Here is a 23,801-nt window from a genome sequence, read left to right as displayed (position 1 = left end):
CATGTGGAGATCATCGTTGGAGGTGTGCCAGATCGCGACCGGGCGCTGTCGCGTCGTGCTGCGCAGCCCGCACCTGATCGAGGCACCAAACTGGCATCCCGACGGCTGGTTTCTGGTCAATGGTGACGGGCGGCTGTGGCGCGCGGACATGTCGGGGCTGACGCCGATCGACACCGGCGGATTGACGCGCTGCAACAATGATCACGGCTTCCTGCCAGACGGCCGGATCATCTTTTCCTGTCACGATGCACAGGGCGCGGGCATCCATGTTCTGGACGCGGATGGCGTGAAGCCGGTTCCGGTCGGACGGCCAAGCTGGTGGCACAGCGCGCATGACCGACTGATCGCCTATGCCTGCGCGCGGCAGGATCGCGCGGTCCGCATCGCGACGCTGGACATGGAGGATGGTGCCGAACAGATCCTGACCCCGATGCCCGGCCATCATGACGGGCCCGATTTTTCCGCCTGCGGCAGGTTTCTGTGGTTCAACTCGGACGCCTCGGGACATGCCCAGATCTGGCGTATGACGCTGGACGGTCAGAACGCCGCGCCGGTCTTTCGTGACGACAACGTGAACTGGTTTCCGCATCCGTCGCCCGATGGGCGTCATGTCCTCTATCTTGCCTATCAACCCGGCACGACGGGGCACCCGCGCGACCGCGATGTGTCACTGTGGCTGATGGACACGGATGGCGGCCAGCGACGCAGGGTCCTGGATTTGTTCGGAGGGCAGGGGACGCTGAACGTGCCCTGCTGGTCGCCCGATGGTCGGGCCTTCGCCTTCATGCGCTATGCGCCGCAGGCGGACAGCGCGCGCGCCTGATCCGGCGCGCGCGCTGTGGGTGACGATCAGTGGACGCTGACCGGGACCAGTTCGTTCTGGCGCGCCAGCATGAAGGCCATCGCGCGTTCACGCACCAGCGCAAGGCGTTCGCCGTCTGAATCGTGGACGGCATACATGGTCTCGACGCCGGGCACCTGTTCGCGGACGTCCTCGGGCAGGGTGTGTGTCGCGACCTGACGGACATAGACGGTGTTCTGCGCGTCGCTGTCGCCGAAATCGAATTTGGTATCCATGTTGATCCCCCTTACTTGCGGCTGATCGGAATTGTCTGAACCAGTTGCTGCGGCTTCACTCGCTTCAGATCGACATGCAGCAGGCCATTCTCGATCTGCGCCGAGACGACCTCGACCCCGTCGGCCAGCACGAAACTGCGCTGGAATGCCCGCGCGGCGATGCCGCGATGCAGATAGACCCTGTCCTCGGACGGCTCTGCAAGACGACCGCGGATGACCAGTTGCCGATCCTCGGTGGTGACGGCCAGTTCGTCTTCGCCAAAACCCGCCACGGCCAGCGTGATCCGAAACCCGTCGGGTGCGAGATGTTCGATATTATAGGGCGGATAGCCCTCGGAGCCCTTTGCGGCGCGTTCGGCCAAGCGCTCCAACTGGTCGAAACCCAGAAGATAGGGATGCGACCCCAGTGATATCTTGCTCATCTCATCAGCCCTTTTGCGGTGAAGCGACTGTCTGAAAAGGGCCCCGTTGCGGCGACCCGACATGGTTATAATATGTGAATGCGATCGCCGGGCTGCAAGGGCCGCGACGGCAACCGGCCACGTGTCAGGGGTGGATGCCGCAACGCGACATGGCCGTTCTGATCGCCTTTCCGGATCCAGAAAGGGGAAAATTCGACACCGAATTTCCGGCGCGATTGCGTGCCTGGACCGCATTTCCTGCCAGCAGTGCGTTGATCAGCCCCGATCCCGCCCGTGCCGAAGTGTAATGCACACCGTCGCGCCCGGCGAAGGGCGGGCGGAATTCGCGGCCATCGACTGACAGCACCACGCCCGAGGACGGTCCCGGCAAACCACTGATTGCCAGCAGCGCGGGTTTGCCAGCCTGACAGACATAGCTGAACGTGCTGCGGCCCACGGTCACCGACGCCATCTGGCCGCCGGTCGCCGCCCCGCTGACGGTCCAGGTGGCGCGCGCCTGTGATGGCGCCGAGGGCGTCTGACCGCTGCACGACCGGGCCACGCAGGAATTGTATTGACTGCTACCGGCACCCGGCGAATCCGCAAGGCAACGCCAGATGCATCGCTGCAATTCCTCGCCGTCCATCTGCGCGTGGGCCGGGGTTGCGACGGACAGCCCTGCCAACAACAGCGCGGCCGCAGGCGCGCCGGTCAAGCCGATCAGTTTCATGGCTTTTCTCCGGTTCGGTGATCCGGAAGAAGTGTTGCGCCGACACGGCGAAAGATCAATTTTAATGTATGGGCGGGACAGGTTTGCGAAGTCTTTGTTAACAGGCGTGAAACAAATGGCTATAAGCGGGATGGAAACGCGTCATGCCAGCCGGGCCAGCCAGATGAACATGCACCACGAGATGTCCCACGAGGAAATCGTCCGCGCCAGGCTGATCGCGCTGCGCTGCGAACATCGCGATCTGGACCAGGCCATCGCCGCGCTGGCATCGCAGCAGATGACCTCGTCGCTGACCCTGCAGCGCCTGAAGAAGCAGAAGCTGGTGCTGAAGGATCGGATCGCGCGGCTGGAAGATGAACTGACCCCCGACATCATCGCCTGATTGCGGCCCCGGCGCGCGCGCGGTATTGCGGTGCGCACGAAAACGCTGGACCCAGAACAAGCAAGGGGGCGCCGTATGGACAGACCGGTCGGAATCATCATGGGCAGCCAGTCGGACTGGTCGACCATGCGCGAGGCAGCGGCGATCCTTGACGATCTGGGCATCGACTACGAGGCACGTATCGTCAGCGCCCATCGCACCCCGGATCGGTTGTGGGACTACGGTCGCAGCGCCGTTCAGCGCGGCTTGAAGGTCATCATCGCCGGGGCCGGAGGGGCGGCGCATCTGCCCGGCATGATGGCTTCGAAGACGCGCCTGCCGGTGATCGGCGTGCCTGTCCAGACCCGTGCGCTGTCAGGCGTCGATTCGCTGTATTCCATTGTGCAGATGCCGCGAGGCTTTCCCGTTGCGACGATGGCGATCGGTGCCGCGGGCGCGACCAATGCCGGGCTGATGGCCGCGTCGATCCTGGCGCTTGATGATCCGGCGCTGGCGGCGCGGCTGGATGCGTGGCGGGCGGCCCTGTCGGACAGCATTCCCGAGGAGCCGCAGGATGACTGAAGTCCGCACCATCGGAATTCTGGGCGGCGGCCAGCTGGGACGGATGCTGTCAGTGGCGGCCAGCCGTCTTGGCCTGCGTTGCCATGTCTATGAACCGGGTGCCGCGCCTGCGGGCGATGTCGCGCATCGCCTGACCACCGCCCCCTATGAGGACAGCGCGGCCCTGCGCGCCTTTGCCGAATCGGTCGATGTCATCACCTATGAATTCGAGAACGTGCCGACCTCGGCGCTGGACCTGCTGGAATCGATCTGCCCGATCCGCCCGAACCGTCGCGCGCTGGCAGTGTCGCAGGATCGGTTGACGGAAAAGACCTTTCTGAACGAGATCGGACTTGCCACGGCACCCTTCGTCGATGTGCCGGGCAAGGGGGACCTGGCCGAGGCGGTCGCGCGGATCGGGACACCCTCGATCCTCAAGACCCGGCGCATGGGCTATGACGGCAAGGGCCAGGTGCGGATCACCGATCCGGCGCAGGCGGACTGGACCGGCGCGCCATCGGTGCTGGAAGGGTTCGTCGAATTCTCGGCCGAGATCAGCGTCATCATCGCGCGTGGCGCTGATGGGCAGGTGTCCGCGTTCGATCCGGGGTTGAACGTCCACCAGGGCGGTATCCTGCGCACGACGACCGTACCCTGCGGGTTGCCGGCAAACGTGACGACCGATGCCGTCCTGATCGCGGCCCGCATCGCCAACGCGCTGGACTATGTCGGCGTCATGGGGGTCGAGCTGTTCGTGACGCCTGCCGGGATGATCGTGAACGAGATTGCGCCGCGCGTGCATAACTCGGGTCACTGGACGCAGGCGGGCTGTGCCGTCGATCAGTTCGAACAACATGTCCGCGCGGTCGCAGGCCTGCCCTTGGGTGATGGCAAGCGTTACGCCGATGTGGTGATGGAGAACCTGATCGGCGACGACATCGACCGGGTGCCCGACCTGCTGGCCACCCCGCGCGCGCAGTTGCATCTGTACGGCAAGGGCGATGCGCGGCCGGGCCGCAAGATGGGCCATGTGAACCGGATCGCCGGATGAGGCTGGCGCGACCCCGTCTGGCGGTGCGCGCAGCGGTTCTGCATCGTGACCGGCTGCTGATGGTCAATGCCTATCCGGGACAAGACAGCGATCTGTGGTGCCTGCCCGGCGGAGGGGTCGAGCCGGGTCAGTCGCTGCCAGAAAACCTGATGCGCGAGGTGGCCGAGGAAACCGGCCTGATCGTCAGTGTCGGGGCGCCCTTTCTGATAAACGAATTCCACGATCCCGCCAGCGGCTTTCACCAGGTCGAGATCCAGTTCCGCGCCATGCCAGTGGCAGGCGACGATATTTCATTGGCAGACCCGATGGGTGTGGTGAACCGGTTTCGCTGGGTCACGAGGGCCGAACTTGCATCCCTGCGACACAAGCCCGACAGCCTCGCCGCCGCGCTCTGGGGCGATGCGGCGGCGCATTACGACGCGCTGGAAACCATCGTGCCCTGACCTTGGGGCTGCCCGGAACGTCGCCGGGGGCCGCGACCCCCAAGCTCCGTCATGGCAGATCGAACCTACTCGGCCGCCTCGTTCACAGCCGTCTCGGATCCGGGCTTCATGCGGAATCCGCGCTCCAACTGATCGAAGGGGGCGACCGGATAATCGCCCGAGAAGCAGGCATCGCAATACTGAGGGCATTTGCTGTTGCGGCCGTCAGCCTCGCCGACGGCACGATAAAGACCGTCCAGCGTCACGAAGGCCAGCGAATCGACGCCGATCCATTCCCGCATCTCTTCGGTCGTCATCTGCGCGGCCAGCAGCTTGTCGCGGTCGGGCGTATCCACGCCATAGAAGCAGGGCCATGCGGTCGGCGGGGATGCGATGCGGAAATGCACCTCGGCCGCGCCCGCATCCAGGATCATGTCCTTGATCTTCCGGCTGGTCGTTCCGCGCACCACGCTGTCATCGACAAGAACGACCCGTTTTCCGGCGATCAGCGACCGGTTGACGTTCAGCTTCAGCCTGACGCCCATGTTTCGGATCTGCTCGGTCGGCTCGATGAAGGTCCGGCCCATATACTGGTTGCGGATGATCCCCATGCCGTAGGGAATGCCCGATTCCTGTGCGTAACCGATTGCTGCGGGGGTGCCGCTGTCGGGAACCGGGCAGACCAGATCGGCCTCGATCGGGGCTTCGCGGGCCAGTTCGACACCGATCTGGCGGCGGGTTTCATAGACGGAACGCCCGCCGATGATCGAATCCGGACGCGAGAAATAGACATGTTCGAAGATGCAGAATCGCCCCGTGGACGGGCCGAAGGGGCGCGAGCTTTCGACCTTGCCGCGCGAGATCACGACCATTTCGCCCGGATCGACCTCGCGCACGAAATCGGCGCCGATGATGTCCAGCGCGCAGGTTTCCGAGGCCAGCACGAAACCGTCATCGCCGACCTTGCCCAATACCAGCGGGCGCACGCCCAATGGGTCGCGCACGCCGATCAGCTTGGTGCGGGTCATGGCGATGACGCTGAATGCCCCCTCGACCCGACGCAGCGCGTCCTTCATCCGTTCGGGCAGGTTGCGCTGGATCGACCGCGCCATCAGGTGGATGATGCATTCGCTGTCGCTGCTGGACTGGAAGATCGAGCCCCGCTCGGTCAGTTCGCGGCGCAGGGCGGCGGCATTGGTGATGTTGCCGTTATGGGCGATCGCGCAGCCGCCCATCGAGAACTCGCCGAAGAACGGCTGCACGTCGCGGATCGCGGTGTTGGCCTTGGTTCCGGCGGTTGAATAGCGGACATGTCCGATGGCCAGCGGCCCCGGCAGCGTCGCCATCACGTCGGCCTTGGTGAAGTTGTCGCGCACATAGCCGAAGCGATGGGCGCTGTTGAATCCGTGTTCGGGATCGTGGGTGACGATTCCCCCGGCCTCCTGTCCGCGATGCTGCAACGCGTGCAGGCCAAGGGCGACGAAGCTGGAGGCATCGGCCATGCCGATCGCGCCGAAAATTCCGCATTCTTCATGAAGGCGGTCCGAATCGAACGGATGGGCCAGAAATGGTTGCATCAGGGCATCCTGAATGGCTTTGGGCTGTCGGGCGGTATGTAGGGGCAAGGGAACATAAAGTCACGCCCCCGTGCAAGCACGGGGGCGGTTTTTCGTCATGAAAGCGTCACGGCATGGCAGCCATGCAGCCAGATCCAGGCTTTCAGGATCAATTCTCTGCGGGCGGGGTCGCCTCTGGCGCGACCGTTTCGGTCGCGGTGCAACCGCCGACCATCTGTTCATAACGGCTGACGATCCAGCTTGGCGCATCGTCGGGGATCTGTTCGTCCATCTGGCCGCGCATCCGCTCGAACACCTGTGCCGAGCGCGAATTCTCGACCATGGCGACCTGCTGGCTGGTCATCACGCGGTCATAAACGATGAAGGCGATGGCGACCAAGAGAATGCCCCGCGCCACGCCGAACAGGAATCCCATGCCCTGGTCGATGCCGCCAAGCGCCGAACGCTGCACCACCGATGAGAACAGCGGCGTGATGATCGAAAAGATCACCAGCGCTAGTGCGAAGACCACCGCGAAGCCGGCGATCGTGGCCAGTTCGCAACTGTCGCCCAGAAATCGGTCCAGCACGGGAAGCTGGGCGATCATCGGACGCACCGTGGCGGCGAATAGGAATGCCAGGATGGCTGCGGCGATCCATCCCAGAATGGCCAGCGATTCGCGCACGAAGCCGCGCGACCAGGCCAGAATGGCCGAAAGGATGATGACGCCGGCCACCACCGCGTCAATGATCGTGAAACCGTCCATAAGTCCTGCCCCTGCGCCGGATATCGTTTCGTTTCAGGCGGTTCAGCCGGCGCCGAAGACCTCGCCCACAAATCCTGTCAGGTCGGCGATGCGTCGCATGCCCATCCCGCCCCGATCTGTCGTCACACCCTCGACTTTCTGGCCGTCGGGTAAAATCGCCTGTGAAAAACCAAGTTTCTGCGCTTCTTTCAACCTGTTTTCGGCCTGTGCGACGGGACGTAGAGCGCCCGACAGGCTGATTTCACCGAAAAGCACGGCCTCGGGCGGCAGGGCGCTGTCCTCGCGCGCCGATAGCAGCGCGCCCGCGATCGCCAGATCCGCGGCGGGTTCGTTGACCCTCATGCCGCCGGCGACGTTCAGGAAAACGTCAAGACCGGTGAAGGGGATGCCGCAGCGCGCCTCCAGCACGGCAAGAATGGTGCTGACCCGGCCGCTGTCCAGACCCACGACGGTGCGGCGCGGGCTTGCCAATGTCGAGGGGGCGACCAGCGCCTGAATCTCGGTCAGCACCGGACGCGTGCCTTCGATCCCGGCGAAAACCGCGCTGCCCGGCGAGGGCTGGCCACGTTCCGACAGAAACAGCGCCGAAGGATTGGCGACCTCGGCCAGTCCGGCGCCCGTCATCTCGAACACGCCGATCTCGTCGGCGGGGCCGAATCGGTTCTTGACGCTGCGCAGGATGCGGAACTGGTGGCCACGCTCTCCCTCGAAATACAGAACGGTATCGACCATGTGTTCGACCACGCGCGGACCGGCGATCTGGCCGTCCTTGGTGACGTGGCCGACCAGTAAGATGGCGACGCCGCGCCGTTTTGCGAAAGTCACCAGCTCGTGCGCGGCGGCGCGGACCTGGGCCACGCTGCCCGGTGCGGCCTCGACTGTGTCCGACCACAAGGTCTGCACGGAATCGATGATGGCAAGATCGGGACGTTCGCTGTCCAGCGTGGTCAGGATATTGCGCAGATTGGTTTCAGCCCCCAGTCGCACGGGCGCATCCACCAGCCCCAGACGTTGGGCGCGCATCCGCACTTGTGCGCTGGCCTCTTCGCCGCTGATATAGACGGCGTTCAGACCGATCCGCGCAAACGCCGCCGCACCCTGCAGCAGAAGGGTCGATTTGCCGATGCCGGGGTCGCCGCCGACCAGAACGGCCGATCCGGGCACCAGTCCGCCGCCCAGAACCCGGTCCAGTTCCGCCATCCCCGATTGCCGGCGGGGTGGGGGCGGCTCGTCCGTGGCAAGGCCGGACAACGGCACGCTGCGGCCCTTGGCGGCGCCAAGGCCGCGGCCTGGCCCCTGCGAAAGCGGCGCTTCCTCGACAACGGTATTCCATGCCCCGCAGGCGTCGCAGCGCCCGGCCCATTTCTTGTGGGCGGCGCCGCAGGCGGTGCAGGTGAATGCGGTAACGGATTTTGCCATGCAGATCTTGTGGCATCCGCGCCGACCCGCCGCAACATGCATCTTGGGGCGGCCCGGTCGTGGTCAGCAGGACCAGTCGATGGGCGCATATCCACGTCCGGCCAGCCAGCCATTGATGCGACTGAACGGCCGGCTGCCGAAGAAGCCGCGCCGGGCCGACAGCGGCGATGGGTGGGCTGTCGCAATGACCATATCCTGATCGCGCGGAAGTCCCGCGGCAGCCTTCTGCGCGTGTGCCCCCCACAGCAGAAACGCCAACGGACCGTGGTTCTGGGCCTTCGCAATGGCCTGCCGGGACAGCTTGTCCCAGCCCCATTTCGCGTGTGCCCCGGCATTTCCCGGCTGCACCGTCAATGCGGTATTCAACAGCAATACGCCCTGCGCGGCCCAATGCGAAAGATCGCCCGTTCGGGGTGCCCGGCCCAGATCATCGCGCAGTTCGGTGAAGATATTGCGCAGCGATCGGGGCAGTGGGACCTGTGGCGCGACCGAGAACGCAAGCCCGTTGGCGTGACCCGGCGTGGGGTAAGGATCCTGCCCCAGAATCACGACGCGGACCTGTTCGGGCGGCGTCGCCTGCAATGCGGCAAAGATCCGGTCGGGTCCGGGCAACCATTCGCAATCCTCCAGCCGGTCTCGGATCGCGGGCCAGTTCTGACCAAAGAACGCCAGATCGCCCCAGGCGTGGGGCGGAATCACGGCTCTGGCGGGCCGGTCACGTCGGCCAGGCTGGTCAGCCGGGCCTTGGCGGCACCGCTGTCGATCGATTCCGCCGCCATCACCGCACCCTCGCGCAGGTCGCGGGCGGCGCCCGCCACCAGCAGCGCGGCGGCGGCATTCAGCAGCACCGCGTCGCGATAGGCGCCGGTCTCACCCGCCAGCAGCGCGCGAAACGCGGCGGCGTTCTGCGACGGCTCTCCGCCGATGATCGCCTCGAATGGATGCCGGCTCAGGCCCGCATCCTCGGGCGTCACGGTGAATTCGGTGATCTCGCCGTTCTTCAGCGCCGCGACCGCGGTATCGCCGGCGATGCTGATCTCGTCGGTGCCGTCGCTGCCGTGCACCAGCCATGCCGCGTCGCTGCCCAGATCGCGCAGCACCTCGGCCATCGGGCGGATCCAGTGGGCCGAGAAGGCGCCGGTCAGTTGCCGACGCACGGCGGCGGGGTTGGTCAGCGGCCCAAGCAGGTTGAAGACCGTCCGCGTGCCCAGTTCGGCACGCGGCGGGCCGACATGACGCATCGCAGGGTGATGCATCGGGGCCATCATGAAGCAGATCCCCGCCCGGTCCAGCGCCTTCTGCGCAACGGACGGCCCCCCCATCACATTGATGCCCATCTGGGTCAGCGCGTCCGCGGCCCCGGATTTCGATGACAGGTTGCGATTGCCGTGCTTGGCGACCGGGATGCCTGCCCCCGCCACCACGAAGGCCGTCGCGGTCGAGATGTTCAGCGTGCCCTTGCCGTCGCCGCCGGTGCCGACGATGTCCATGGCATTTGCGGGCGCATGGACGCGGTTCATCCGGGCGCGCATCGCACGAGCGGCTGCCGCGATCTCGTCCACGGTTTCGCCGCGCACGCGCAACGCCATCAGCAGGCCACCGATCTGCGCGGGCGTCGCCGCCCCGTCGAACAGCGCCGAAAAGGCCGATTCTGCCTCGGGGCCGGTCAGCGGACGAACGGCGGCGGTGCCGATCAGCGGGCGGATATCGGTGGTCATGCGGCGGCTTCGTCCTTGCGGCAGCGGGACAGGAAGTTGCGGATCATCTCGTGCCCGTATTCCGAGGCGATCGATTCCGGGTGAAACTGAACGCCCTCGATGGGCAGGTCCGTATGGATCAGACCCATGATCGTGCCGTCATCCGAGGTCGCCGTGACCCGCAGACAATTGGGCAGGGTCTCGGGCTGCACCGTCAGCGAATGATAGCGGGTAGCGTTCAGCGGCGAGGGCAGGTCCGCAAAGACGCCGCTGCCGTCGTGTTCGACCGCATCGACTTTGCCATGCAGGATCCGGTTGGCGCGCACCACCTTGCCGCCGAACGCCTCGCCGATGGCCTGATGGCCAAGGCAGACCCCGAATAGCGGGATCGCCCGGTCGGCCACCGCGCGGATCAGGTCGAGGCAGATTCCCGCCTGCGCCGGATCGCAGGGGCCGGGCGAGATCACGATGCCGTCAGGCCGCAGGGCCAGAGCCTCGTCGACAGTGATCTGGTCGTTGCGGCGCACGGTGACATCGGCCCCGGCCTCGCCCAGATAATGCACGAGATTCCAGGTGAAGCTGTCGTAATTGTCGATCAGAAGGATCATCTTGGGCGCCTTGATCTGCGGTGGCGGCTTGGGGGCGGTTTCCCCCCGGAAAACGGTCCGCTATAGATGGGCCAAAGCGCGTCGGGGGGTCAAGCCCGGCCGGGGAAAGAAGAGGCGCATGGCACGCGGTTTCTGGACAGGTTTGGGGCATGGTGCGGCGCTGAGCGCCGTCGTGCTGGTGTCATTGGCGCTGATCCTGCCGTTGCCCGGCCCGCAGGCCGTGCCGCAGCAGGACGAAGAATCGGCTGCGACGGGGCCGGGTAAAGCGAACCCGGTCGTAACGGACGCCGCGCCCGGACCGGCATCGGACACCACATCTCGGCCGGAGCCGGAGATTTCTGCACCGACAACCGCGGCGTCGGATTCGCCCGCCGCAACGCCTGATGCGGCGCCCGAGACGTCTGCAACAGCCAGCCCGTCCGATGATGATGCGCCACAGGCCGAGGCAGTTGGTCTGCCGGTAGGATCGGAATTCGGCCGGGGCGGAGATGTGGTGCCGCTGCAACCCGCGCCGCTGGCGGCGCCGGCCTCGCGCATGGATCAGGCGGATGCGCCCGCCGTCAGCGCCCCGGCGGCAGAACCGGCACCGGTCGCCATCACGGACAGCGACAGCAGGCCCGAGGCCCCCGAGGGTGCCGCGGGTCGCGCGCAGGCCCAGCCTGCGCCGGGCGATGCAGCGCCCGACGTCGCACAGCCCGGGGCATTGGACATGCCGGTGATGCCGGACGCGCCGCAGATGGCGGGATTTGGCGATCGGGACGAGCGGCCGCAGACCGCCGCGATCCGCGCGGAAGACCCGACCCCGCCCGCCGACCCGGCCAGTGAGCCAGCCGTGAGTGCCGAAGGCCGCGAGCCGTCCCGACCCGAACGCCCCGAGCCTGCGCAGGACGAGACGACCACCGTGCCTGCGATGCCGTCTCCGTCGCTGGACCTGTCCTTGCCGCCGGATCTGTCCGATCTGCGCGCGCTGCAGCGTGACTGACATGGCCGGTATCAACCCCGCCATCGCCGCCAGCTTTGCCCCGCCCGTGATGGAGGCCAGACGCTGGTTGCAGGGGATCGAGTTTCCGCCCGACCGCCCGCTGATCAATGTCAGCCAGGCGGCCCCCGCCGACGCCCCGCCCGAAGGGCTGCGGCGGGCCATCGCAGATGCCGCGATGGATCTGCCGGGCGCACATCTTTACGGGCCGGTGCTGGGGAACCCGGATCTGCGCGCGGCTGTCGCCGATCAGTTCAGCGACGCCTATGGCGGAGCGGTATCGGCCGATCAGGTGGCGATCACCCAAGGCTGCAATCAGGCGTTCTGCGCCGCGATCACCACGCTTGCGGGGGCAGGGGACGAGGTGATCCTGCCGGTTCCGTGGTATTTCAATCACAAGATGTGGCTGGACATGCAGGGGATCACGACGCGTCCGCTGTCCTGCGGTGCGGGCATGCTGCCTGACCCGGACGATGCGGCAGCCATGATCGGCCCGAACACGCGCGCGATCGTGCTGGTCACGCCGAACAACCCGTCGGGGGCAGAATATCCCGCCTCGTTGTTGGCGGCGTTCTTCGATCTGGCGCAGCGCCATGGCATCGCGCTGATCCTGGACGAGACCTATCGCGATTTCGACAGCCGTACCGGCGCGCCGCATGACCTTCTGACACGGCCCGGCTGGGATCAGACCGTGATCCAGCTTTACAGTTTTTCCAAAGCCTACCGGCTGACAGGGCACCGTGTCGGCGCAATGGTCTGCGGCATGGCGCGGATGCGCGAGGCCGAGAAGTTTCTGGACACCGTCGCCATCTCGGCCTCGCAGCTTGGCCAGGTCGGGGCGCTGTGGGGGATGACGTATCTGCGCGACTGGCTGGCCAGTGAACGGGCCGAAACCCTTGCCCGCCGCGACGCCACGATTGCCGCGCTGGCGGGTTTGACAGGCTGGCGGCTGAAAAGCGCGGGCGCCTATTTCGCCTGGGTGGAACATCCCTTCGCCGCATCATCCGCGACCCTGGCCCCGCGTCTGCTGCGCGAGGCGTCGGTGCTGGCGCTGCCCGGCACGATGTTCACGCCAGAGGGCGATCCGGTCGGCGACCGGCATTTCCGGCTGGCCTTCGCCAATGTGGACCGGACAGGTATCGCGCAGCTTGCTGAACGGCTGGCCCTGTTCCGCCCCTGAAGGCTTGTGGCGCGGCGGTCGCCGTCATAAAGACGGCAGGACACGACCCGCAAGGAAGGCCGCGCCATGAAGAACCTGCGCACGCACGGAAAATCGACGATCGTCTGGATCCTGATGGGGCTTCTGATCCTGGGGTTGGGCGGTTTCGGCGTGACCAGCTTTTCCGGAGGCCGCACTGAGATCGGGTCCGTCGGCGAGACCAAGGTCACCGCGGATGAATATGCCCGCAGCCTGCGCAACGAGATCAACGCCTATTCGCAGCAGGCCGGTCAGCCCTTCACCATGGCGCAGGCGCAGGCCATTGGCCTGCCGCAGGCGGTTCAGGCGCAGCTTTTCACCGGGGCCGCGCTAGAGGAACAGGCACGTCGAATCGGCGTGTCGGTCGGCGACGACCGCGTGCGGCAGTCAATTCTGAATGCCGATGCGTTCAAGGGGCCGAACGGGAATTTCGATCGCACCGCCTATGCGCAGGTGCTGCAGCGTCAGGGCATGTCCGAGGCCGAGTTCGAATCCGCCGTGCGCAAGGACGAGGCGCGGCTGTTGCTGCAGCGCGCCGTCGCGGGCGGCGTGGTCGCCCCCGAAGCGATGGTGGACCAGACCGCGAAATGGCTGCTTGAGACGCGCGACCTGTCCTGGTTGGAACTGACCGAGGATGACCTGCAATCGCCCGTCGATGATCCCGACGAGGAGGCTCTGGAATCCTGGCACAAGGCCAATGCCGATCGTTTCACCGCGCCCGAAATGCGCCGGATCAGCTATGTCTGGCTGACGCCCGAAATGCTTAGCGAAGAGGCGGCACTGGACGAACAGGCGCTGCGCGATGCCTACGAGGCCAATATCGATGAATACCGCCAGCCCGAGCGGCGCCTGGTCAGCCGGTTGGTGTTTTCAAGCCGCGACGATGCTGCCGCCGCCAAGGCGGCCATCGACGCGGGCGATTCTCCGTTCGAGGCTTTTGTGCTGGAGCGCGGACTGACGCTGGAGGATGTCGATCTGGGCGAGGTCACCCGCGAGGAACTGGGTGCCGCGGGCGAAGCCGTCTTTGCAACTGATCAGCCCGGCATCGTGGGTCCGGTGGATACAGATCTTGGGCCGGCGCTGTTTGCGATGAACGCGATCCTTGATCCGGTGGATATCAGCTTCGAAGAGGCGCGCGAGGGCTTGCGCGAAGAAGCGGCGCTGGATCGCGCCACCCGGATGATCGACGATCGCAGCGGTGAGTTCGAGGATCTGCTGGCAGGTGGCGCCACGCTGGAGCAGCTGGCCGAGGAAACCCCGATGCAGCTTGGCCAGATCGATTGGACCCAGGGCGAACCCCCGGCGGAACGCAGCATTTCCGGCTATCAGGCATTCCGCGACCGCGCGGCGGCCGTGACCGAGCAGGACTTTCCGGAACTGGTCCGGCTGGACGATGGCGGCGTCTTCGCGCTGCGCCTGGACGAGATCGTGCCGCCCGCGCTGAGGCCCTTCGAGGAGGTCCGTGACGAGGTGGCCGAAGACTGGCGTGCCGCCGAGATACAGCGCCAGCTGCTGGCGCTGGCCGAAGAGCGGAAGGTCGAGGCCAGTTCGACAGCGTCGCCGAACCCGGTCGTGTCGCCCGCGCCCGAAGGCGCCGGGGCGCGTGTTGCAACGCCCGAATCGGCGCCGGATCAACCCGAGGCGGAAGGCCAGCAGACGGCGGGCCTTGCCGCCAAAATGCCGGGCTGGACGTCGGAAACCGACCTGACCCGCGATGGCTGGATCGACGGCGTGCCGTCGGATCTGATCGCCACCGCCTTCGCTATCGACGAACCCGGCGAGATTGAGGTGGTTGATGCGGAAAACCGCGTGTTCCTGGTCTGTCTTGATGCCGTCCACGAAGCGGATCTGGAAACTCAGGATGCAGTACGCGTGCTGGATGCGGTCAGCGCCCGGCTGGAAGGTTCGCTGCAGGCCGATATCTTCGACTACTACGCCCGTGCGGCGCAGCGTCAGGGCGGCTTGCGACTGAACCAGCAGGCGATCAACGCCGTCAACGCGCAGGTTCAGTGATGGAGATGACGCCCGATTTTCCGGCTTTCGAGGCGGGATGGAAGGCGGGTCAGAACCAGTTGGTGACGATCCGGCTGGCGGCCGATCTGGACACGCCTGTCAGCCTGATGCTGAAACTGGCAGAAGCCGCGCCGATGTCCTTCATGCTGGAATCGGTCACCGGCGGCGAGGTGCGCGGACGCTATTCCATCGTGGGTATGAAACCAGACCTGATCTGGGACTGTCGCGACGGTCAGGCACGCATCAACCGCAGTGCCCGTTTTTCGGACGAATTCCAGCCGGATGATCGCCCCGCACTGGACAGTCTGCGCGCGCTGATCGCCGAAAGCCGCATCGAGGCCATGCCAGAGGGCGTGCCGCCGGTCGCGGCCGGGCTTTTCGGTTATCTGGGGTATGACATGATCCGGCTTGTGGAACATCTGCCGGATGTGAATCCCGATCCCCTGGATCTGCCCGACGCGATGCTGATGCGGCCTTCGGTCGTGGCGGTGCTGGATGGCGTGAAGGGCGAGGTGACGTTGTGCGCGCCCGCATGGCACGATGGGGGCGATGCGCGCGCCGCTTATGCCCGCGCGGCGGAACGGGTGATGGATGCGCTGCGGTCTCTGGATCGGCAACCCTCCGAGCCGCGCGCCCTGGGGCACGACGCGCAGATCGGTGAACCGGTCTCGAATTTCGCCAAGCCCGATTATCTTGCCGCCGTCGAGAAGGCCAAGGACTATATCAGGGCGGGCGACATATTTCAGGTCGTGCCGTCGCAGCGCTGGCGGATGGATTTCCCGCTGCCGCCCTTTGCCCTGTATCGCAGCCTTCGCCGCACAAATCCGTCGCCCTTCATGTTCTTCCTGAACATGGGTGGATTCCAGATTGTCGGGGCCAGCCCCGAGATTCTGGTCCGGTTGCGCGACGGCGAAGTGACCATCCGCCCGATCGCCGGCACTCGTCCGCGAGGCGCCGACGAGGCCGACGATCGCGCGCTGGAAGCCGATCTTCTGGGCGATCAGAAGGAATTGGCCGAACATCTGATGCTTCTGGATCTGGGCCGCAACGACGTGGGTCGCGTCGCGCGACCCGGCACCGTGCGCCCGACCGAGCAGTTCACGATCGAGCGCTATAGCCATGTGATGCATATCGTGTCGAACGTGGTGGGCGAACTGCGCGAGGACGAGGACGCCTTGTCAGCCCTGCTGGCGGGACTGCCCGCAGGTACGGTGTCGGGCGCGCCCAAGGTGCGGGCGATGCAGATCATCGACGAGTTGGAGCCCGAAAAACGCGGCGTTTACGCCGGTGCGGTCGGCTATTTTGCCGCGAATGGCGAGATGGACATGTGTATCGCGCTGCGCACCGGTGTCGTGAAGGACCGTGCATTGTATATCCAGGCGGGCGGCGGCGTGGTCTATGACAGCGATCCCGAGGCGGAGTTCCAGGAAACCGTCAACAAAAGCCGCGCCCTTCGCCGCGCGGCCGAGGGTGCGGCACGGTTTGTTCGCGGCAATCAGTGACCGCGTTGGTCTGCAAGCACGTCCTCAAAATTCAATCACGCGCGTGAGCATTAAAAAAGGGCGGCCAGATGGCCGCCCTTTCTGCATGGTGTGACAGGTCCGATCAGTTGCTGGCCGGCTGTTCGGTTTCGCCTTCCATCGGCTCCATGTCCGATTCGGGTTGCTCGCCGTCCATGGTCTCTCCGTCCGCCGGCATCGCGCTGTCTTCGGCAGGGGCCATTCCGTCTGCGGCAGGCGCCATTCCCTCTTCAGCCGGTGCCATGGTACCGTCTGCTGGCGCCATGCTCCCGTCGGCCGGGGCCATCGTGTCATCCGCCGGTGCCATCGCGTCATCGGTCGCCATGCCCGCCTCTTCACCTGCCGGTGCGACACTGGGTGCTTCCTCGCGTTCACGGAAAACATATTCCGGTGCGGCGTCGGCCTCTTCCTGAGTCAGGTCGCTGCTGATCTCCTGCGCGTCGTAGTTGACGGTCAATTGATCCCACGGCAGGGCAATCTGCTTTTCACCGATGCCAAGGAACCCGCCGACGCCAACAACCGCTGCGATCATCTCGCCGTTTTCGCCATCGACAATCAGGTCGTTGATGTCGCCGATCGAGCTTCCGTCCGGAGAGGTGACAGTCGCATCGGTGATCCAGTCAAGGCGCAGCTCGTTCGCGGCCTGCTGCTGTGCGACCTTCCCGCTGGCCGCGACCTCGGCTTCCATCGCAGCCTGATCGGCGGCTTCGGCGTCCGGATCTGCGGCCATGTCGCCTCCAGCAGGATCGGCTGCGGGGTCCGTCGCCATCGGGTCGGTGGCGGCACCATCCATCGGCTGCGTGGTGGCGGCCGGATCTTGCGTGGTCGTGGCGGCGTCGTCCTGAGCGAATGCCGCGCCCATCGACAGCGGCATGACGAAGGCGGTGGTCAGAAGAAGCTTACGCATATTATCCTCCAGTTTGTCATCGCGGACCGCAGGTTGGCCCTGCGATGCGCTTCGAGAGGACAATGAACCGGGGGCGCGGTCGGTTCCTGCGATTGATAAATGCTAGCGGGATTCCGCCACGGGTGGTGCCACACAAGCCATCTTTATCCTGCACAGAACCAGGAATTGTCTAGCTTGATCAGATGGTTCCCTCAGGTGTGAACGTGTCGGCGCCGGCCTGCCGACTTACCGCATCAATCCTCGCCGCGATAGGGTTGGACGTATTGCAGCGCCATGTCCCACGGAAAGAAGATCCAAGTATCCTGACTGACCTCGGTGATCCAGCTTTGCACCATCGGCTTGCCCTTCGGCTTGGCATAGACGGTGGCGAAATGCGCCTTGGGATACATTTCGCGGATCAGTTCCAGCGTACGACCGGAATCGACCAGGTCATCGACGACAAGAATACCCTCGCCATCCTGCATCAGCGTATCGTCCGGGCGCTTCAAGACCTGTAGCGCGCCTTGACCCGCCTCGGACCCGACGCCCTTGTAGGACCGGATCGAGATCGTGTCGATGGTCCGGATATCCAGTTCGCGCGCCACGATCATCGCCGGGACCAGCCCGCCGCGCGTCACCGCGACGACGGCCCGCCAGTCGGTTCCGTCCAGCCGCCACGCCAGCGCGCGGGCATCACGGTGCAGCTGGTCCCAACTGACATGGAACCCCTTTTCATGCGGCAAACGGTCATTCATGGGTTGGACTCCTCAGGTCGTGGCAAGTTTCAGGCCCAACAGGGCCAGCAACCCGCCGAACACGCGATCGATCACGGTCTTCAGGTTCAGATAGGTCGCCCGGCTGCGGCGAAAGGCGAAGATGCGGCCGACGATCATGTTCCAGCCGGCGTCGTTCACGAAGATCATCAGCAGAATCACCGCCAGTGCCCAGATCGGCGCATCGCGGGGCACAAGCGTCAGAAATATCGTTCCGAAGAACACGGCGGGCTTGGGATTCGCCAGCTGCACGGCGATGCCTTGACGGACCAGTGCGGCGCGGCCGCGCACCTGATGCAGGTTCGCGTCGTCCTCGATGCCGTCGGCGGCATGGCGCCAGATCTTGAAGGCCAGCCACAACAGGTAGATCGCGCCGCCGATCTTCAGCGCCACCAACAGCGCCGGGGCGACACGAAACAGCACGGCCAGCCCGAACAGCGCTGTCACCGCCCAGATACAGGCGCCAAGGCCAAGACCGACCGACAGCCACGCGCTGCGCGCGAAGCCGTGACTAAGCGAGGTGCGCGCCGCCATGAGGACCGCAGGCCCCGGAGAAATTGCCGCCGCAAGATGCACCAGATAGACCGCGATCAGCGCCGCCAGCGTCATGTCAGTCCTTGCGCTCCACCGCCGCTGCGATATCGGGCGCATCGACCGCCTTCATGCCCACGACATGATAGCCCGCATCGACGTGATGTGTTTCGCCCGTCACGCCAGCGCCAAGCCGCGACAGAAGATACAGCGCCGAGTTGCCGACATCCTCTTGCGTGACGTTGCGGCGCAGCGGGGCGTTCAGTTCGTTCCACTTCATGATGTAGCGGAAATCGCCGATGCCGCTGGCGGCGAGGGTGCGGATCGGTCCGGCGCTGATCGCATTCACGCGGATACCGTCCTTGCCGAAATCCTCGGCCAGATAGCGCACGCTTGCCTCAAGCGCGGCCTTGGCGACGCCCATCACGTTGTAATGCGGCATCACACGTTCCGCGCCGTAATAGGTCAGCGTCACCATGCTGCCGCCGTCCGGCATCAGCGCTGCCGCCCGCTTGGCGACGGAGGTGAACGAGAAGACCGAGATGTCCATCGTCTTCAGGAAATTGTCGCGCGTGGTCTCGGCATAACGGCCGCGCAGCTGATCCTTGTCCGAAAAGCCGATCGCGTGGACCAGGAAATCAAGCTTGCCCCATTCCTCTTCCAGACGATTGAACAGCAGTTCGATCGAGCTTTCGTCACCGACATCGCAGGGCAGGACCAGCGCCGACCCCAATTGTGCCGCCAAAGGATCGACCCGTTTCTTCAGCGCCTCTCCCTGATACGAAAACGCCAGATCGGCACCTTCGTCCGCCAGTGCCTTGGCAATTCCCCAGGCAATCGACTTGTCATTGGCCAGTCCCATGATGAGACCGCGTTTCCCGGCCATCAGGCCGGTATGCTGCTCGCTTGACATGTGCTGCCCCTCGCGCTTTCAACCCGTCGAGACGTGATTAGGCCAAGTATGCTGCCGCATCAAGCGCAAGGGGATGATGATGAGCGACCGGACAGGTATCTTTGCGGGCGACGACCCGTTTTCCATCGCACGCGCCTGGCTGGCCGAGGCCGAGGCCAGCGAACCAAACGATCCAAATGCCATCGCGCTGGCCACCGTCGATCCCGAAGGGCTGCCGGATGTGCGAATGGTCTTGCTGAAAGAGATCGAGGCCGACGCATTCGTCTTCTACACCAACTATGACAGCGCCAAGGGCCGACAGATCGAGGCCACCGGAAAGGCGGCGTTCGTGATGCACTGGAAGTCGCTGCGCCGGCAGATTCGCGTGCGCGGCACCGTCACGCGCGAGGATGGCCTGCAGGCGGATGAATATTACAACAGCAGATCACTGCAAAGCCGCATCGGTGCCTGGGCGTCGCGGCAGTCACAGCCGCTGGACAGTCGCACGACGCTGATGGCCGCGGCGGCCCGGCAGGGGCTCGTCCACGGAACGAAACCGCCGCGCCCGCCTTTCTGGGGTGGATTCAGGATCACGCCCATCCAGATCGAATTCTGGAGTGACGGAGCGTTCCGCTTGCATGACCGGTTCCGCTGGACAAAAGAGGCGGATCTTTGCTGGAATGTCGAAAGATTGCATCCGTAAGGCTTGACCGAAAAGACACGCGGATCGACACTTTTCAGCAGGGTATGTCGAAGACCTTGATTTCTTGACGTTCTAGGGCGCAGTTTCATGCTTTCAAAGCATTTGAACCGGACCGCCCGAAAGCGTAATGTTGAGGGGCAGGGTAGCGAGTGCGCGATAGTGGTGAGAAAATGACTGATGATGATGGGATGAAGCTTGTCTCGGGGCGGGTCAAATGGTTTGATCCCACCAAGGGCTATGGTTTCATCCTGAATGCGGATGGTGGCCCCGACATTCTTTTGCACGCGAATGTTTTGCGCAATTTCGGCCGCAGTTCGGTTGCCGACCAGTCTCGCGTGACGGCATGGGTTCAGCCCACCACACGGGGGCTGCAGGCCTCCGAGGTTCTTGAGATCGAGCCGCCCGAATCCGACGGTACGCCACCGATCGCCGATCTCGACAGCGAGGTGGTCGAGAATCTGGACGCTTTGCCTTTGCGTCCCGCCCGCGTGAAGTGGTTCGACAAGGGCAAGGGATTCGGTTTCGCGAATATCTTTGGTCATCCCGACGACGTGTTCATTCATATCGAGGTTCTGCGCCATTCAGGTTTCTCGGACCTTGCCATCGGCGAGGCGATCGGCATGCGCGTGGTCGAGGGGCCGCGCGGACTGATGGCCGCCCAAATCACAAGCTGGGATCGTGGTGGAGAGGAAAGTGAGTTGGCCCTTGGCCCTTTAGCCGGACATGAACCGGAGCAGGACCAGGATGACTTTCTGGCTCATGTCGCCGAATAGCGTTTCCGCTGACGGATCGCGAAGGCACAGGTCGGGCGCGGTCGTCCTTGCCTTTGCGATGGTGATTTTGCTGATCGCGGCACCCGGCCTGGCCACGGCGGCGGCCCGCGTGCCCGCAGCCTGCGCCCCGGACAAGGTGATCTTCCAGACGCCCACCGGGCAGAAAAGCATCGCGGTCGAAATCGCGGATGATGTAGATGAGCGCGCGCAGGGTCTGATGTTCCGGCGCAACCTGCCCGAAGGCGAGGGTATGCTGTTTATCTATGACAGCGCGCGCGAGGTGTCGTTCTGGATGCGGAACACGCTGATCCCTCTGGACATGATCTTTCTGGACCGGACGGGGGTGATCCGCCATGTCCACGCCAAGGCGCGTCCGCTGGACGAGACGCCGATCCCTGGCGCGGTGAACGGAGATCCTGATCCACGACGGCTGATGGTGCTTGAGCTCGCCGGAGGCGAAGCGGCGCGCCTTGGGCTGTCGCCGGGGCAGGTGATGGCGCATCCCCGGATCCCGCAGCCAACTGCCGCCTGGCCTTGTCGCTAACCCTCTTTCCACCGCCGCGATCATGGTCTAGAAGCACCGCTGTCGGGGCGTAGCGCAGCCTGGTAGCGCGACGGTTTTGGGTACCGTAGGTCGGAGGTTCGAATCCTCTCGCCCCGACCAGCACTTAGCACCTCTCCAAGGTGGCCGGTTTACAGGCACGTTTACCGTTTTGTTCCCGTTTCGGCCTTTCGAAGATTCTCGCCGAGGCTGTCAGGCAATGCCGATGACAGTGCGACATAGCACTCGGTGACCTCGGTCGCGTGCTTCAGTGACCACCCCATATGTGTCGCGATTTCCTTGAGGTCGGCGCCGGCGTCCAGCAGGCGCGTCGCCGCGGCGGTCACGACATCGCCCACTGCAGGCTGGAACGGCAGATGATGGCCATGGGATTACATGGTGTTGTCCGCGGCAAGAAGGTGATCACGACCAAATCCCGATGCGAGCCAAGCTTGTCCGGATGACAGGGTGAACCGTGGCTTCATCGCCGATATGCCGAACCGGTTCTGTGTCAGCGTTCTCACCTATGTCTCCAACTGGCAGGGCATGGTCTCGTGCGGGGTGATCTGATCCCCGAAAACTGGGTCGTTTTGGGCTGGAGTTATCCGCGACGCTTTCCCGGCTGGGAGAGGAGCGGATTCGCATGAAGGCGAGCAAGTTTCCGGACGCGCAGAAGGCGTTCATCCTGAAGCAAGGCGAGGAAGGCACGCCCGTTGCCGAGATTCACCGTAATATGGGCATCAGCCAGGCGACCAACAATGCGTTCATTGAGGCGTTCAATGGTCGGTTCCGGACGGAATGCCTGACCCAGCACTGGTTCATGAACCTTGCGGATGCGGCCGAAAAGCTGAAGGCTTGGCGGACTTTGACCTGCCGCTCTCGTGTTGTCCGGTTTGAGAGTTATTGCAGGATTGGCCCTTGGTCCATCGGGATGGTGGTCCCGGGCGTCGGTGGCCGATAGCCCAGGGCGCCATGCGGCCGCACAGCTAGTGGCGGCGCCATCGTTCGATCAGGATCCGCGCCTCTCTCGGCGAATGGAAGATTTCGCCGTTGAGCAGTTCGTCCCGAGGCCTGGCGTTGACGCTCTCGACATGGCCGTTTTTCCAGGGGGATCCCGGTTCGATCTACGCGGTCTTGACCCCAACCGCCGCGATCCAGTCGCGCACCTTCTGGGCGATGAACTCCGTGCCGTAGCACGTCGGGAAGTGGCACTGTTTTGAGGTTATGGCCGCGCGCGCAGCCCCCAAATAGCGCAGCGTGTGGCCATAACCGTGTCTCAGGTCTCAACAGTGGTTTTGCACAACCACACCGCCGAGGAGACCGGCTATGACCGCCACCCATTCTATCGCGCCGACCTTGTTGGTCGCCATCGACATTTCCAAGCACCGCCACGAGGTGCTGATCGGGGTACCGGGCAAGAAGCGTCGTCGCCGTATGACGATCATGAACACGTTGGAAGGCTTCCATCGTTTGTCCGCGGCGTTGGTCGGTTACGACATGCCTGTTCGGATTGGGTTCGAGGCGACCGGCAACTATCACCGGCCGCTGGCGCATCATCTCGGACAGGCCGGATTCGAACTGAAGCTCGTTTCCTCCGTCGGTCTCGCTCGGACGCGCGAGGCCTTGCACAACTGTTGGGACAAGAACGACCCGAAAGACGCTCAGGTCATCCTGCACATGCTGGAGATTGGCGCCGTACAGTTCTTCCACGACCCGCTGGTCGTCGGGACCGCCGACATCCAGGAGTTGTCGAAGACGCACGAGATCGTCTCGCGTTCGAAGACCGAGCTCTGGCACCGCATCCTGACGCATTACCTGCCGCTCTACTTCCCCGAAGCCGAGCGGTTTCATCGAAGCTCCCGAACCGATTGGTTTCTGGCATTCCTCGAGAAGTACCCGACACCGGCGATGATCACGGCCATGAGCCAGGACGCTTTCATCGCAGATGCCTGGCAGGTAGTGGGCAAGAGGGTTTCCAAAGAACGCCTGCTTTCAGATATTTACGCGACGGCCGTCGACTCTGTCGGACTGCCGGTGGACCCAGATTCCGACGCGGTTCGCATGTTCCGCCTCGTCCTTGCCGAAGGCAGAAGCCTTGTCCGCCAGCGCAACGAGATCGAGGCCCGGGCGGTCGAGCTGCTCTCCGATCTGCCTGACTATCGGTTGCTGACAACCATCCCCGGCATCGGCCCGATCAATGCCATGACCATCTTGGCGGAGGCTGGCGACCTGCGCCGCTTTCGGCATCACCGGCAGTTCCTGAAGTTCTGCGGCATGGATCTCGCCACCGTGCAGTCCGGCATGTTCCGCGGTCAGAGCCGCATCTCGAAGTACGGCAATGCC

Annotated in this window: 28 protein-coding genes, 1 tRNA gene and 1 pseudogene; 15 read left to right on the top strand and 15 right to left on the bottom strand. The window is 64.6% G+C overall.

All coding sequences use genetic code 11. From position 1 onward, the window contains the following. Position 1: 1 nt before the first annotated feature. A complete protein-coding gene (locus MU516_RS05810; RefSeq protein ID WP_260276288.1) occupies positions 2–823 on the top strand; it encodes a TolB family protein in 822 nt (273 codons plus the stop codon). 26 nt (positions 824–849) lie between these two features. Here the strand turns inward: MU516_RS05810 and MU516_RS05805 are convergent, their stop codons facing one another. From MU516_RS05805 to MU516_RS05795, 3 genes are all read right to left on the bottom strand, one after another. After that, positions 850–1,077, bottom strand: coding sequence for a DUF1150 domain-containing protein (locus MU516_RS05805; protein WP_260276287.1), 228 nt, complete (start codon positions 1,075–1,077; stop codon positions 850–852). An 11-nt stretch (positions 1,078–1,088) separates the two neighbouring features. Further along, positions 1,089–1,499 (bottom strand): Hsp20 family protein, encoded by a 411-nt coding sequence (locus tag MU516_RS05800; RefSeq protein ID WP_260276286.1) that lies wholly within the window; start codon positions 1,497–1,499, stop codon positions 1,089–1,091. Positions 1,500–1,623: 124 nt separating this feature from the next. Then, positions 1,624–2,208, bottom strand: a complete 585-nt coding sequence (locus MU516_RS05795) for a hypothetical protein (protein ID WP_260276285.1) — start codon at positions 2,206–2,208, stop codon at positions 1,624–1,626. Positions 2,209–2,371: 163 nt separating this feature from the next. On the opposite strand from MU516_RS05795, the gene MU516_RS05790 reads away from it, so the two are divergent. The 4 genes from MU516_RS05790 (at position 2,372) to MU516_RS05775 (ending at position 4,624) form a co-directional block, all read left to right on the top strand. After that, positions 2,372–2,590: a YdcH family protein gene (locus MU516_RS05790; RefSeq protein ID WP_209059165.1), complete on the top strand. Its 219-nt coding sequence runs from the start codon at positions 2,372–2,374 to the stop codon at positions 2,588–2,590. Positions 2,591–2,665: 75 nt separating this feature from the next. After that, on the top strand, positions 2,666–3,151 hold the full coding sequence (gene purE / locus MU516_RS05785) for a 5-(carboxyamino)imidazole ribonucleotide mutase (protein ID WP_260276284.1): 486 nt from the start codon (positions 2,666–2,668) through the stop codon (positions 3,149–3,151). Continuing rightward, positions 3,144–4,181, top strand: a complete 1,038-nt coding sequence (locus tag MU516_RS05780) for a 5-(carboxyamino)imidazole ribonucleotide synthase (RefSeq protein ID WP_260276283.1) — start codon at positions 3,144–3,146, stop codon at positions 4,179–4,181. The genes purE and MU516_RS05780 overlap by 8 nt, the downstream gene beginning before the upstream one ends. Continuing rightward, positions 4,178–4,624, top strand: a complete 447-nt coding sequence (locus tag MU516_RS05775) for an NUDIX domain-containing protein (protein WP_260276282.1) — start codon at positions 4,178–4,180, stop codon at positions 4,622–4,624. Before MU516_RS05780 ends, MU516_RS05775 begins: the two co-directional genes overlap by 4 nt. Positions 4,625–4,689: 65 nt before the next feature. Here MU516_RS05775 and purF read toward each other — a convergent pair whose 3' ends face one another. From purF to MU516_RS05745, 6 genes are all read right to left on the bottom strand, one after another. Continuing rightward, a complete protein-coding gene (gene purF, locus MU516_RS05770) occupies positions 4,690–6,180 on the bottom strand; it encodes an amidophosphoribosyltransferase (protein WP_260276281.1) in 1,491 nt (496 codons plus the stop codon). Between the two features lie 148 nt (positions 6,181–6,328). Continuing rightward, positions 6,329–6,925: a CvpA family protein gene (locus MU516_RS05765; RefSeq protein ID WP_260276280.1), complete on the bottom strand. Its 597-nt coding sequence runs from the start codon at positions 6,923–6,925 to the stop codon at positions 6,329–6,331. A 42-nt stretch (positions 6,926–6,967) separates the two neighbouring features. Then, entirely contained in the window at positions 6,968–8,344 is a 1,377-nt protein-coding gene (radA, locus tag MU516_RS05760; RefSeq protein WP_260276279.1) for a DNA repair protein RadA, read from the bottom strand. A gap of 63 nt (positions 8,345–8,407) precedes the next feature. Continuing rightward, positions 8,408–9,043, bottom strand: a complete 636-nt coding sequence (locus tag MU516_RS05755; protein WP_260276278.1) for a uracil-DNA glycosylase — start codon at positions 9,041–9,043, stop codon at positions 8,408–8,410. Continuing rightward, positions 9,040–10,062, bottom strand: a complete 1,023-nt coding sequence (gene trpD / locus MU516_RS05750; RefSeq protein WP_260276277.1) for an anthranilate phosphoribosyltransferase — start codon at positions 10,060–10,062, stop codon at positions 9,040–9,042. Before trpD ends, MU516_RS05755 begins: the two co-directional genes overlap by 4 nt. Next, positions 10,059–10,649, bottom strand: a complete 591-nt coding sequence (locus tag MU516_RS05745; RefSeq protein ID WP_260276276.1) for an anthranilate synthase component II — start codon at positions 10,647–10,649, stop codon at positions 10,059–10,061. The genes trpD and MU516_RS05745 overlap by 4 nt, the downstream gene beginning before the upstream one ends. Positions 10,650–10,767: 118 nt before the next feature. Between MU516_RS05745 and MU516_RS05740 the strand changes: the two genes are divergently transcribed. The 4 genes from MU516_RS05740 (at position 10,768) to trpE (ending at position 16,341) form a co-directional block, all read left to right on the top strand. Further along, the gene (locus MU516_RS05740; protein ID WP_260276275.1) at positions 10,768–11,631 is read left to right on the top strand and encodes a hypothetical protein; all 864 of its coding nucleotides are present in this window, start codon (positions 10,768–10,770) and stop codon (positions 11,629–11,631) included. A gap of 1 nt (position 11,632) precedes the next feature. Further along, positions 11,633–12,808: an aminotransferase gene (locus MU516_RS05735; protein WP_260276274.1), complete on the top strand. Its 1,176-nt coding sequence runs from the start codon at positions 11,633–11,635 to the stop codon at positions 12,806–12,808. Positions 12,809–12,874: 66 nt separating this feature from the next. After that, positions 12,875–14,839: a peptidylprolyl isomerase gene (locus MU516_RS05730; RefSeq protein WP_260276273.1), complete on the top strand. Its 1,965-nt coding sequence runs from the start codon at positions 12,875–12,877 to the stop codon at positions 14,837–14,839. Next, positions 14,839–16,341: an anthranilate synthase component I gene (trpE, locus tag MU516_RS05725; protein ID WP_260276272.1), complete on the top strand. Its 1,503-nt coding sequence runs from the start codon at positions 14,839–14,841 to the stop codon at positions 16,339–16,341. The genes MU516_RS05730 and trpE overlap by 1 nt, the downstream gene beginning before the upstream one ends. A 103-nt stretch (positions 16,342–16,444) precedes the next feature. Here the strand turns inward: trpE and MU516_RS05720 are convergent, their stop codons facing one another. From MU516_RS05720 to fabI, 4 genes are all read right to left on the bottom strand, one after another. Further along, a complete protein-coding gene (locus tag MU516_RS05720) occupies positions 16,445–17,266 on the bottom strand; it encodes a PRC-barrel domain-containing protein (RefSeq protein WP_260276271.1) in 822 nt (273 codons plus the stop codon). 233 nt (positions 17,267–17,499) lie between these two features. Next, positions 17,500–18,000, bottom strand: coding sequence for a xanthine phosphoribosyltransferase (gene gpt, locus MU516_RS05715; protein ID WP_209059087.1), 501 nt, complete (start codon positions 17,998–18,000; stop codon positions 17,500–17,502). 12 nt (positions 18,001–18,012) lie between these two features. Continuing rightward, positions 18,013–18,627, bottom strand: coding sequence for a LysE family translocator (locus tag MU516_RS05710; RefSeq protein WP_209059099.1), 615 nt, complete (start codon positions 18,625–18,627; stop codon positions 18,013–18,015). Between the two features lies 1 nt (position 18,628). Next, positions 18,629–19,462 carry an enoyl-ACP reductase FabI gene (fabI, locus tag MU516_RS05705; protein WP_260276270.1) on the bottom strand — a complete coding sequence of 278 codons (834 nt, stop codon included), beginning with the start codon at positions 19,460–19,462 and terminating at the stop codon, positions 18,629–18,631. Between the two features lie 79 nt (positions 19,463–19,541). Here fabI and pdxH point away from each other — a divergent pair, with 79 nt between their 5' ends. The 4 genes from pdxH to MU516_RS05685 all read left to right on the top strand — a co-directional run bounded on the left by pdxH (position 19,542) and on the right by MU516_RS05685 (position 21,581). After that, the gene (gene pdxH / locus MU516_RS05700; RefSeq protein ID WP_260276269.1) at positions 19,542–20,144 is read left to right on the top strand and encodes a pyridoxamine 5'-phosphate oxidase; all 603 of its coding nucleotides are present in this window, start codon (positions 19,542–19,544) and stop codon (positions 20,142–20,144) included. A gap of 170 nt (positions 20,145–20,314) precedes the next feature. Continuing rightward, positions 20,315–20,917: a cold-shock protein gene (locus MU516_RS05695; protein ID WP_260276268.1), complete on the top strand. Its 603-nt coding sequence runs from the start codon at positions 20,315–20,317 to the stop codon at positions 20,915–20,917. Then, positions 20,889–21,461, top strand: coding sequence for a DUF192 domain-containing protein (locus tag MU516_RS05690; RefSeq protein ID WP_260276267.1), 573 nt, complete (start codon positions 20,889–20,891; stop codon positions 21,459–21,461). Before MU516_RS05695 ends, MU516_RS05690 begins: the two co-directional genes overlap by 29 nt. Before the next feature lie 43 nt (positions 21,462–21,504). After that, positions 21,505–21,581 (top strand) — tRNA-Pro (locus tag MU516_RS05685). 41 nt (positions 21,582–21,622) lie between these two features. On the opposite strand, the gene MU516_RS05680 is transcribed toward MU516_RS05685, so the two are convergent. Continuing rightward, complete coding sequence (locus MU516_RS05680; protein WP_260276265.1) at positions 21,623–21,805, bottom strand: hypothetical protein; 183 nt, start codon at positions 21,803–21,805, stop codon at positions 21,623–21,625. A 296-nt stretch (positions 21,806–22,101) separates the two neighbouring features. On the opposite strand from MU516_RS05680, the gene MU516_RS19425 reads away from it, so the two are divergent. After that, complete coding sequence (locus MU516_RS19425; protein WP_425606811.1) at positions 22,102–22,419, top strand: integrase core domain-containing protein; 318 nt, start codon at positions 22,102–22,104, stop codon at positions 22,417–22,419. Here the strand turns inward: MU516_RS19425 and MU516_RS05660 are convergent. Beyond that, positions 22,359–22,648 (bottom strand): annotated as a pseudogene (locus MU516_RS05660) (integrase core domain-containing protein); the annotation flags it as partial. The gene MU516_RS19425 and the pseudogene MU516_RS05660 overlap by 61 nt on opposite strands. 136 nt (positions 22,649–22,784) lie before the next feature. Between MU516_RS05660 and MU516_RS05655 the strand changes: the two are divergent. Further along, a partial coding sequence (locus MU516_RS05655; RefSeq protein WP_260276264.1) for an IS110 family RNA-guided transposase occupies positions 22,785–23,801 on the top strand: 1,017 nt, incomplete at its 3' end.

Source organism: Paracoccus maritimus (genome assembly GCF_025195095.1).
GTDB classification, from domain to species: Bacteria; Pseudomonadota; Alphaproteobacteria; order Rhodobacterales; family Rhodobacteraceae; genus Paracoccus; species Paracoccus maritimus.
The sequence above is the reverse complement of the archived record's forward strand: the minus strand, read 5'-3'. Positions and strand labels throughout refer to the sequence as shown.

Bases quoted from the DNA above. Each gene is read 5' to 3' on its own strand.
- trpD (WP_260276277.1), bottom strand. From the start codon at position 10,062: ATGACCACCGATATCCGCCCGCTGATCGGCACCGCCGCCGTTCGTCCG.
- MU516_RS05765 (WP_260276280.1), bottom strand. From the start codon at position 6,925: ATGGACGGTTTCACGATCATTGACGCGGTGGTGGCCGGCGTCATCATC.
- pdxH (WP_260276269.1), top strand. From the start codon at position 19,542: ATGAGCGACCGGACAGGTATCTTTGCGGGCGACGACCCGTTTTCCATC.
- MU516_RS05710 (WP_209059099.1), bottom strand. From the start codon at position 18,627: ATGACGCTGGCGGCGCTGATCGCGGTCTATCTGGTGCATCTTGCGGCG.
- MU516_RS05810 (WP_260276288.1), top strand. From the start codon at position 2: ATGTGGAGATCATCGTTGGAGGTGTGCCAGATCGCGACCGGGCGCTGT.
- purE (WP_260276284.1), top strand. From the start codon at position 2,666: ATGGACAGACCGGTCGGAATCATCATGGGCAGCCAGTCGGACTGGTCG.
- MU516_RS05745 (WP_260276276.1), bottom strand. From the start codon at position 10,649: ATGATCCTTCTGATCGACAATTACGACAGCTTCACCTGGAATCTCGTG.
- trpE (WP_260276272.1), top strand. From the start codon at position 14,839: ATGGAGATGACGCCCGATTTTCCGGCTTTCGAGGCGGGATGGAAGGCG.
- radA (WP_260276279.1), bottom strand. From the start codon at position 8,344: ATGGCAAAATCCGTTACCGCATTCACCTGCACCGCCTGCGGCGCCGCC.
- MU516_RS05790 (WP_209059165.1), top strand. From the start codon at position 2,372: ATGAACATGCACCACGAGATGTCCCACGAGGAAATCGTCCGCGCCAGG.
- MU516_RS05780 (WP_260276283.1), top strand. From the start codon at position 3,144: ATGACTGAAGTCCGCACCATCGGAATTCTGGGCGGCGGCCAGCTGGGA.
- MU516_RS05735 (WP_260276274.1), top strand. From the start codon at position 11,633: ATGGCCGGTATCAACCCCGCCATCGCCGCCAGCTTTGCCCCGCCCGTG.
- MU516_RS05730 (WP_260276273.1), top strand. From the start codon at position 12,875: ATGAAGAACCTGCGCACGCACGGAAAATCGACGATCGTCTGGATCCTG.
- MU516_RS05775 (WP_260276282.1), top strand. From the start codon at position 4,178: ATGAGGCTGGCGCGACCCCGTCTGGCGGTGCGCGCAGCGGTTCTGCAT.
- fabI (WP_260276270.1), bottom strand. From the start codon at position 19,462: ATGTCAAGCGAGCAGCATACCGGCCTGATGGCCGGGAAACGCGGTCTC.
- MU516_RS05690 (WP_260276267.1), top strand. From the start codon at position 20,889: ATGACTTTCTGGCTCATGTCGCCGAATAGCGTTTCCGCTGACGGATCG.
- MU516_RS05695 (WP_260276268.1), top strand. From the start codon at position 20,315: ATGACTGATGATGATGGGATGAAGCTTGTCTCGGGGCGGGTCAAATGG.
- MU516_RS05740 (WP_260276275.1), top strand. From the start codon at position 10,768: ATGGCACGCGGTTTCTGGACAGGTTTGGGGCATGGTGCGGCGCTGAGC.
- MU516_RS05795 (WP_260276285.1), bottom strand. From the start codon at position 2,208: ATGAAACTGATCGGCTTGACCGGCGCGCCTGCGGCCGCGCTGTTGTTG.
- gpt (WP_209059087.1), bottom strand. From the start codon at position 18,000: ATGAATGACCGTTTGCCGCATGAAAAGGGGTTCCATGTCAGTTGGGAC.
- MU516_RS05805 (WP_260276287.1), bottom strand. From the start codon at position 1,077: ATGGATACCAAATTCGATTTCGGCGACAGCGACGCGCAGAACACCGTC.
- MU516_RS05800 (WP_260276286.1), bottom strand. From the start codon at position 1,499: ATGAGCAAGATATCACTGGGGTCGCATCCCTATCTTCTGGGTTTCGAC.
- purF (WP_260276281.1), bottom strand. From the start codon at position 6,180: ATGCAACCATTTCTGGCCCATCCGTTCGATTCGGACCGCCTTCATGAA.
- MU516_RS19425 (WP_425606811.1), top strand. From the start codon at position 22,102: ATGAAGGCGAGCAAGTTTCCGGACGCGCAGAAGGCGTTCATCCTGAAG.
- MU516_RS05720 (WP_260276271.1), bottom strand. From the start codon at position 17,266: ATGCGTAAGCTTCTTCTGACCACCGCCTTCGTCATGCCGCTGTCGATG.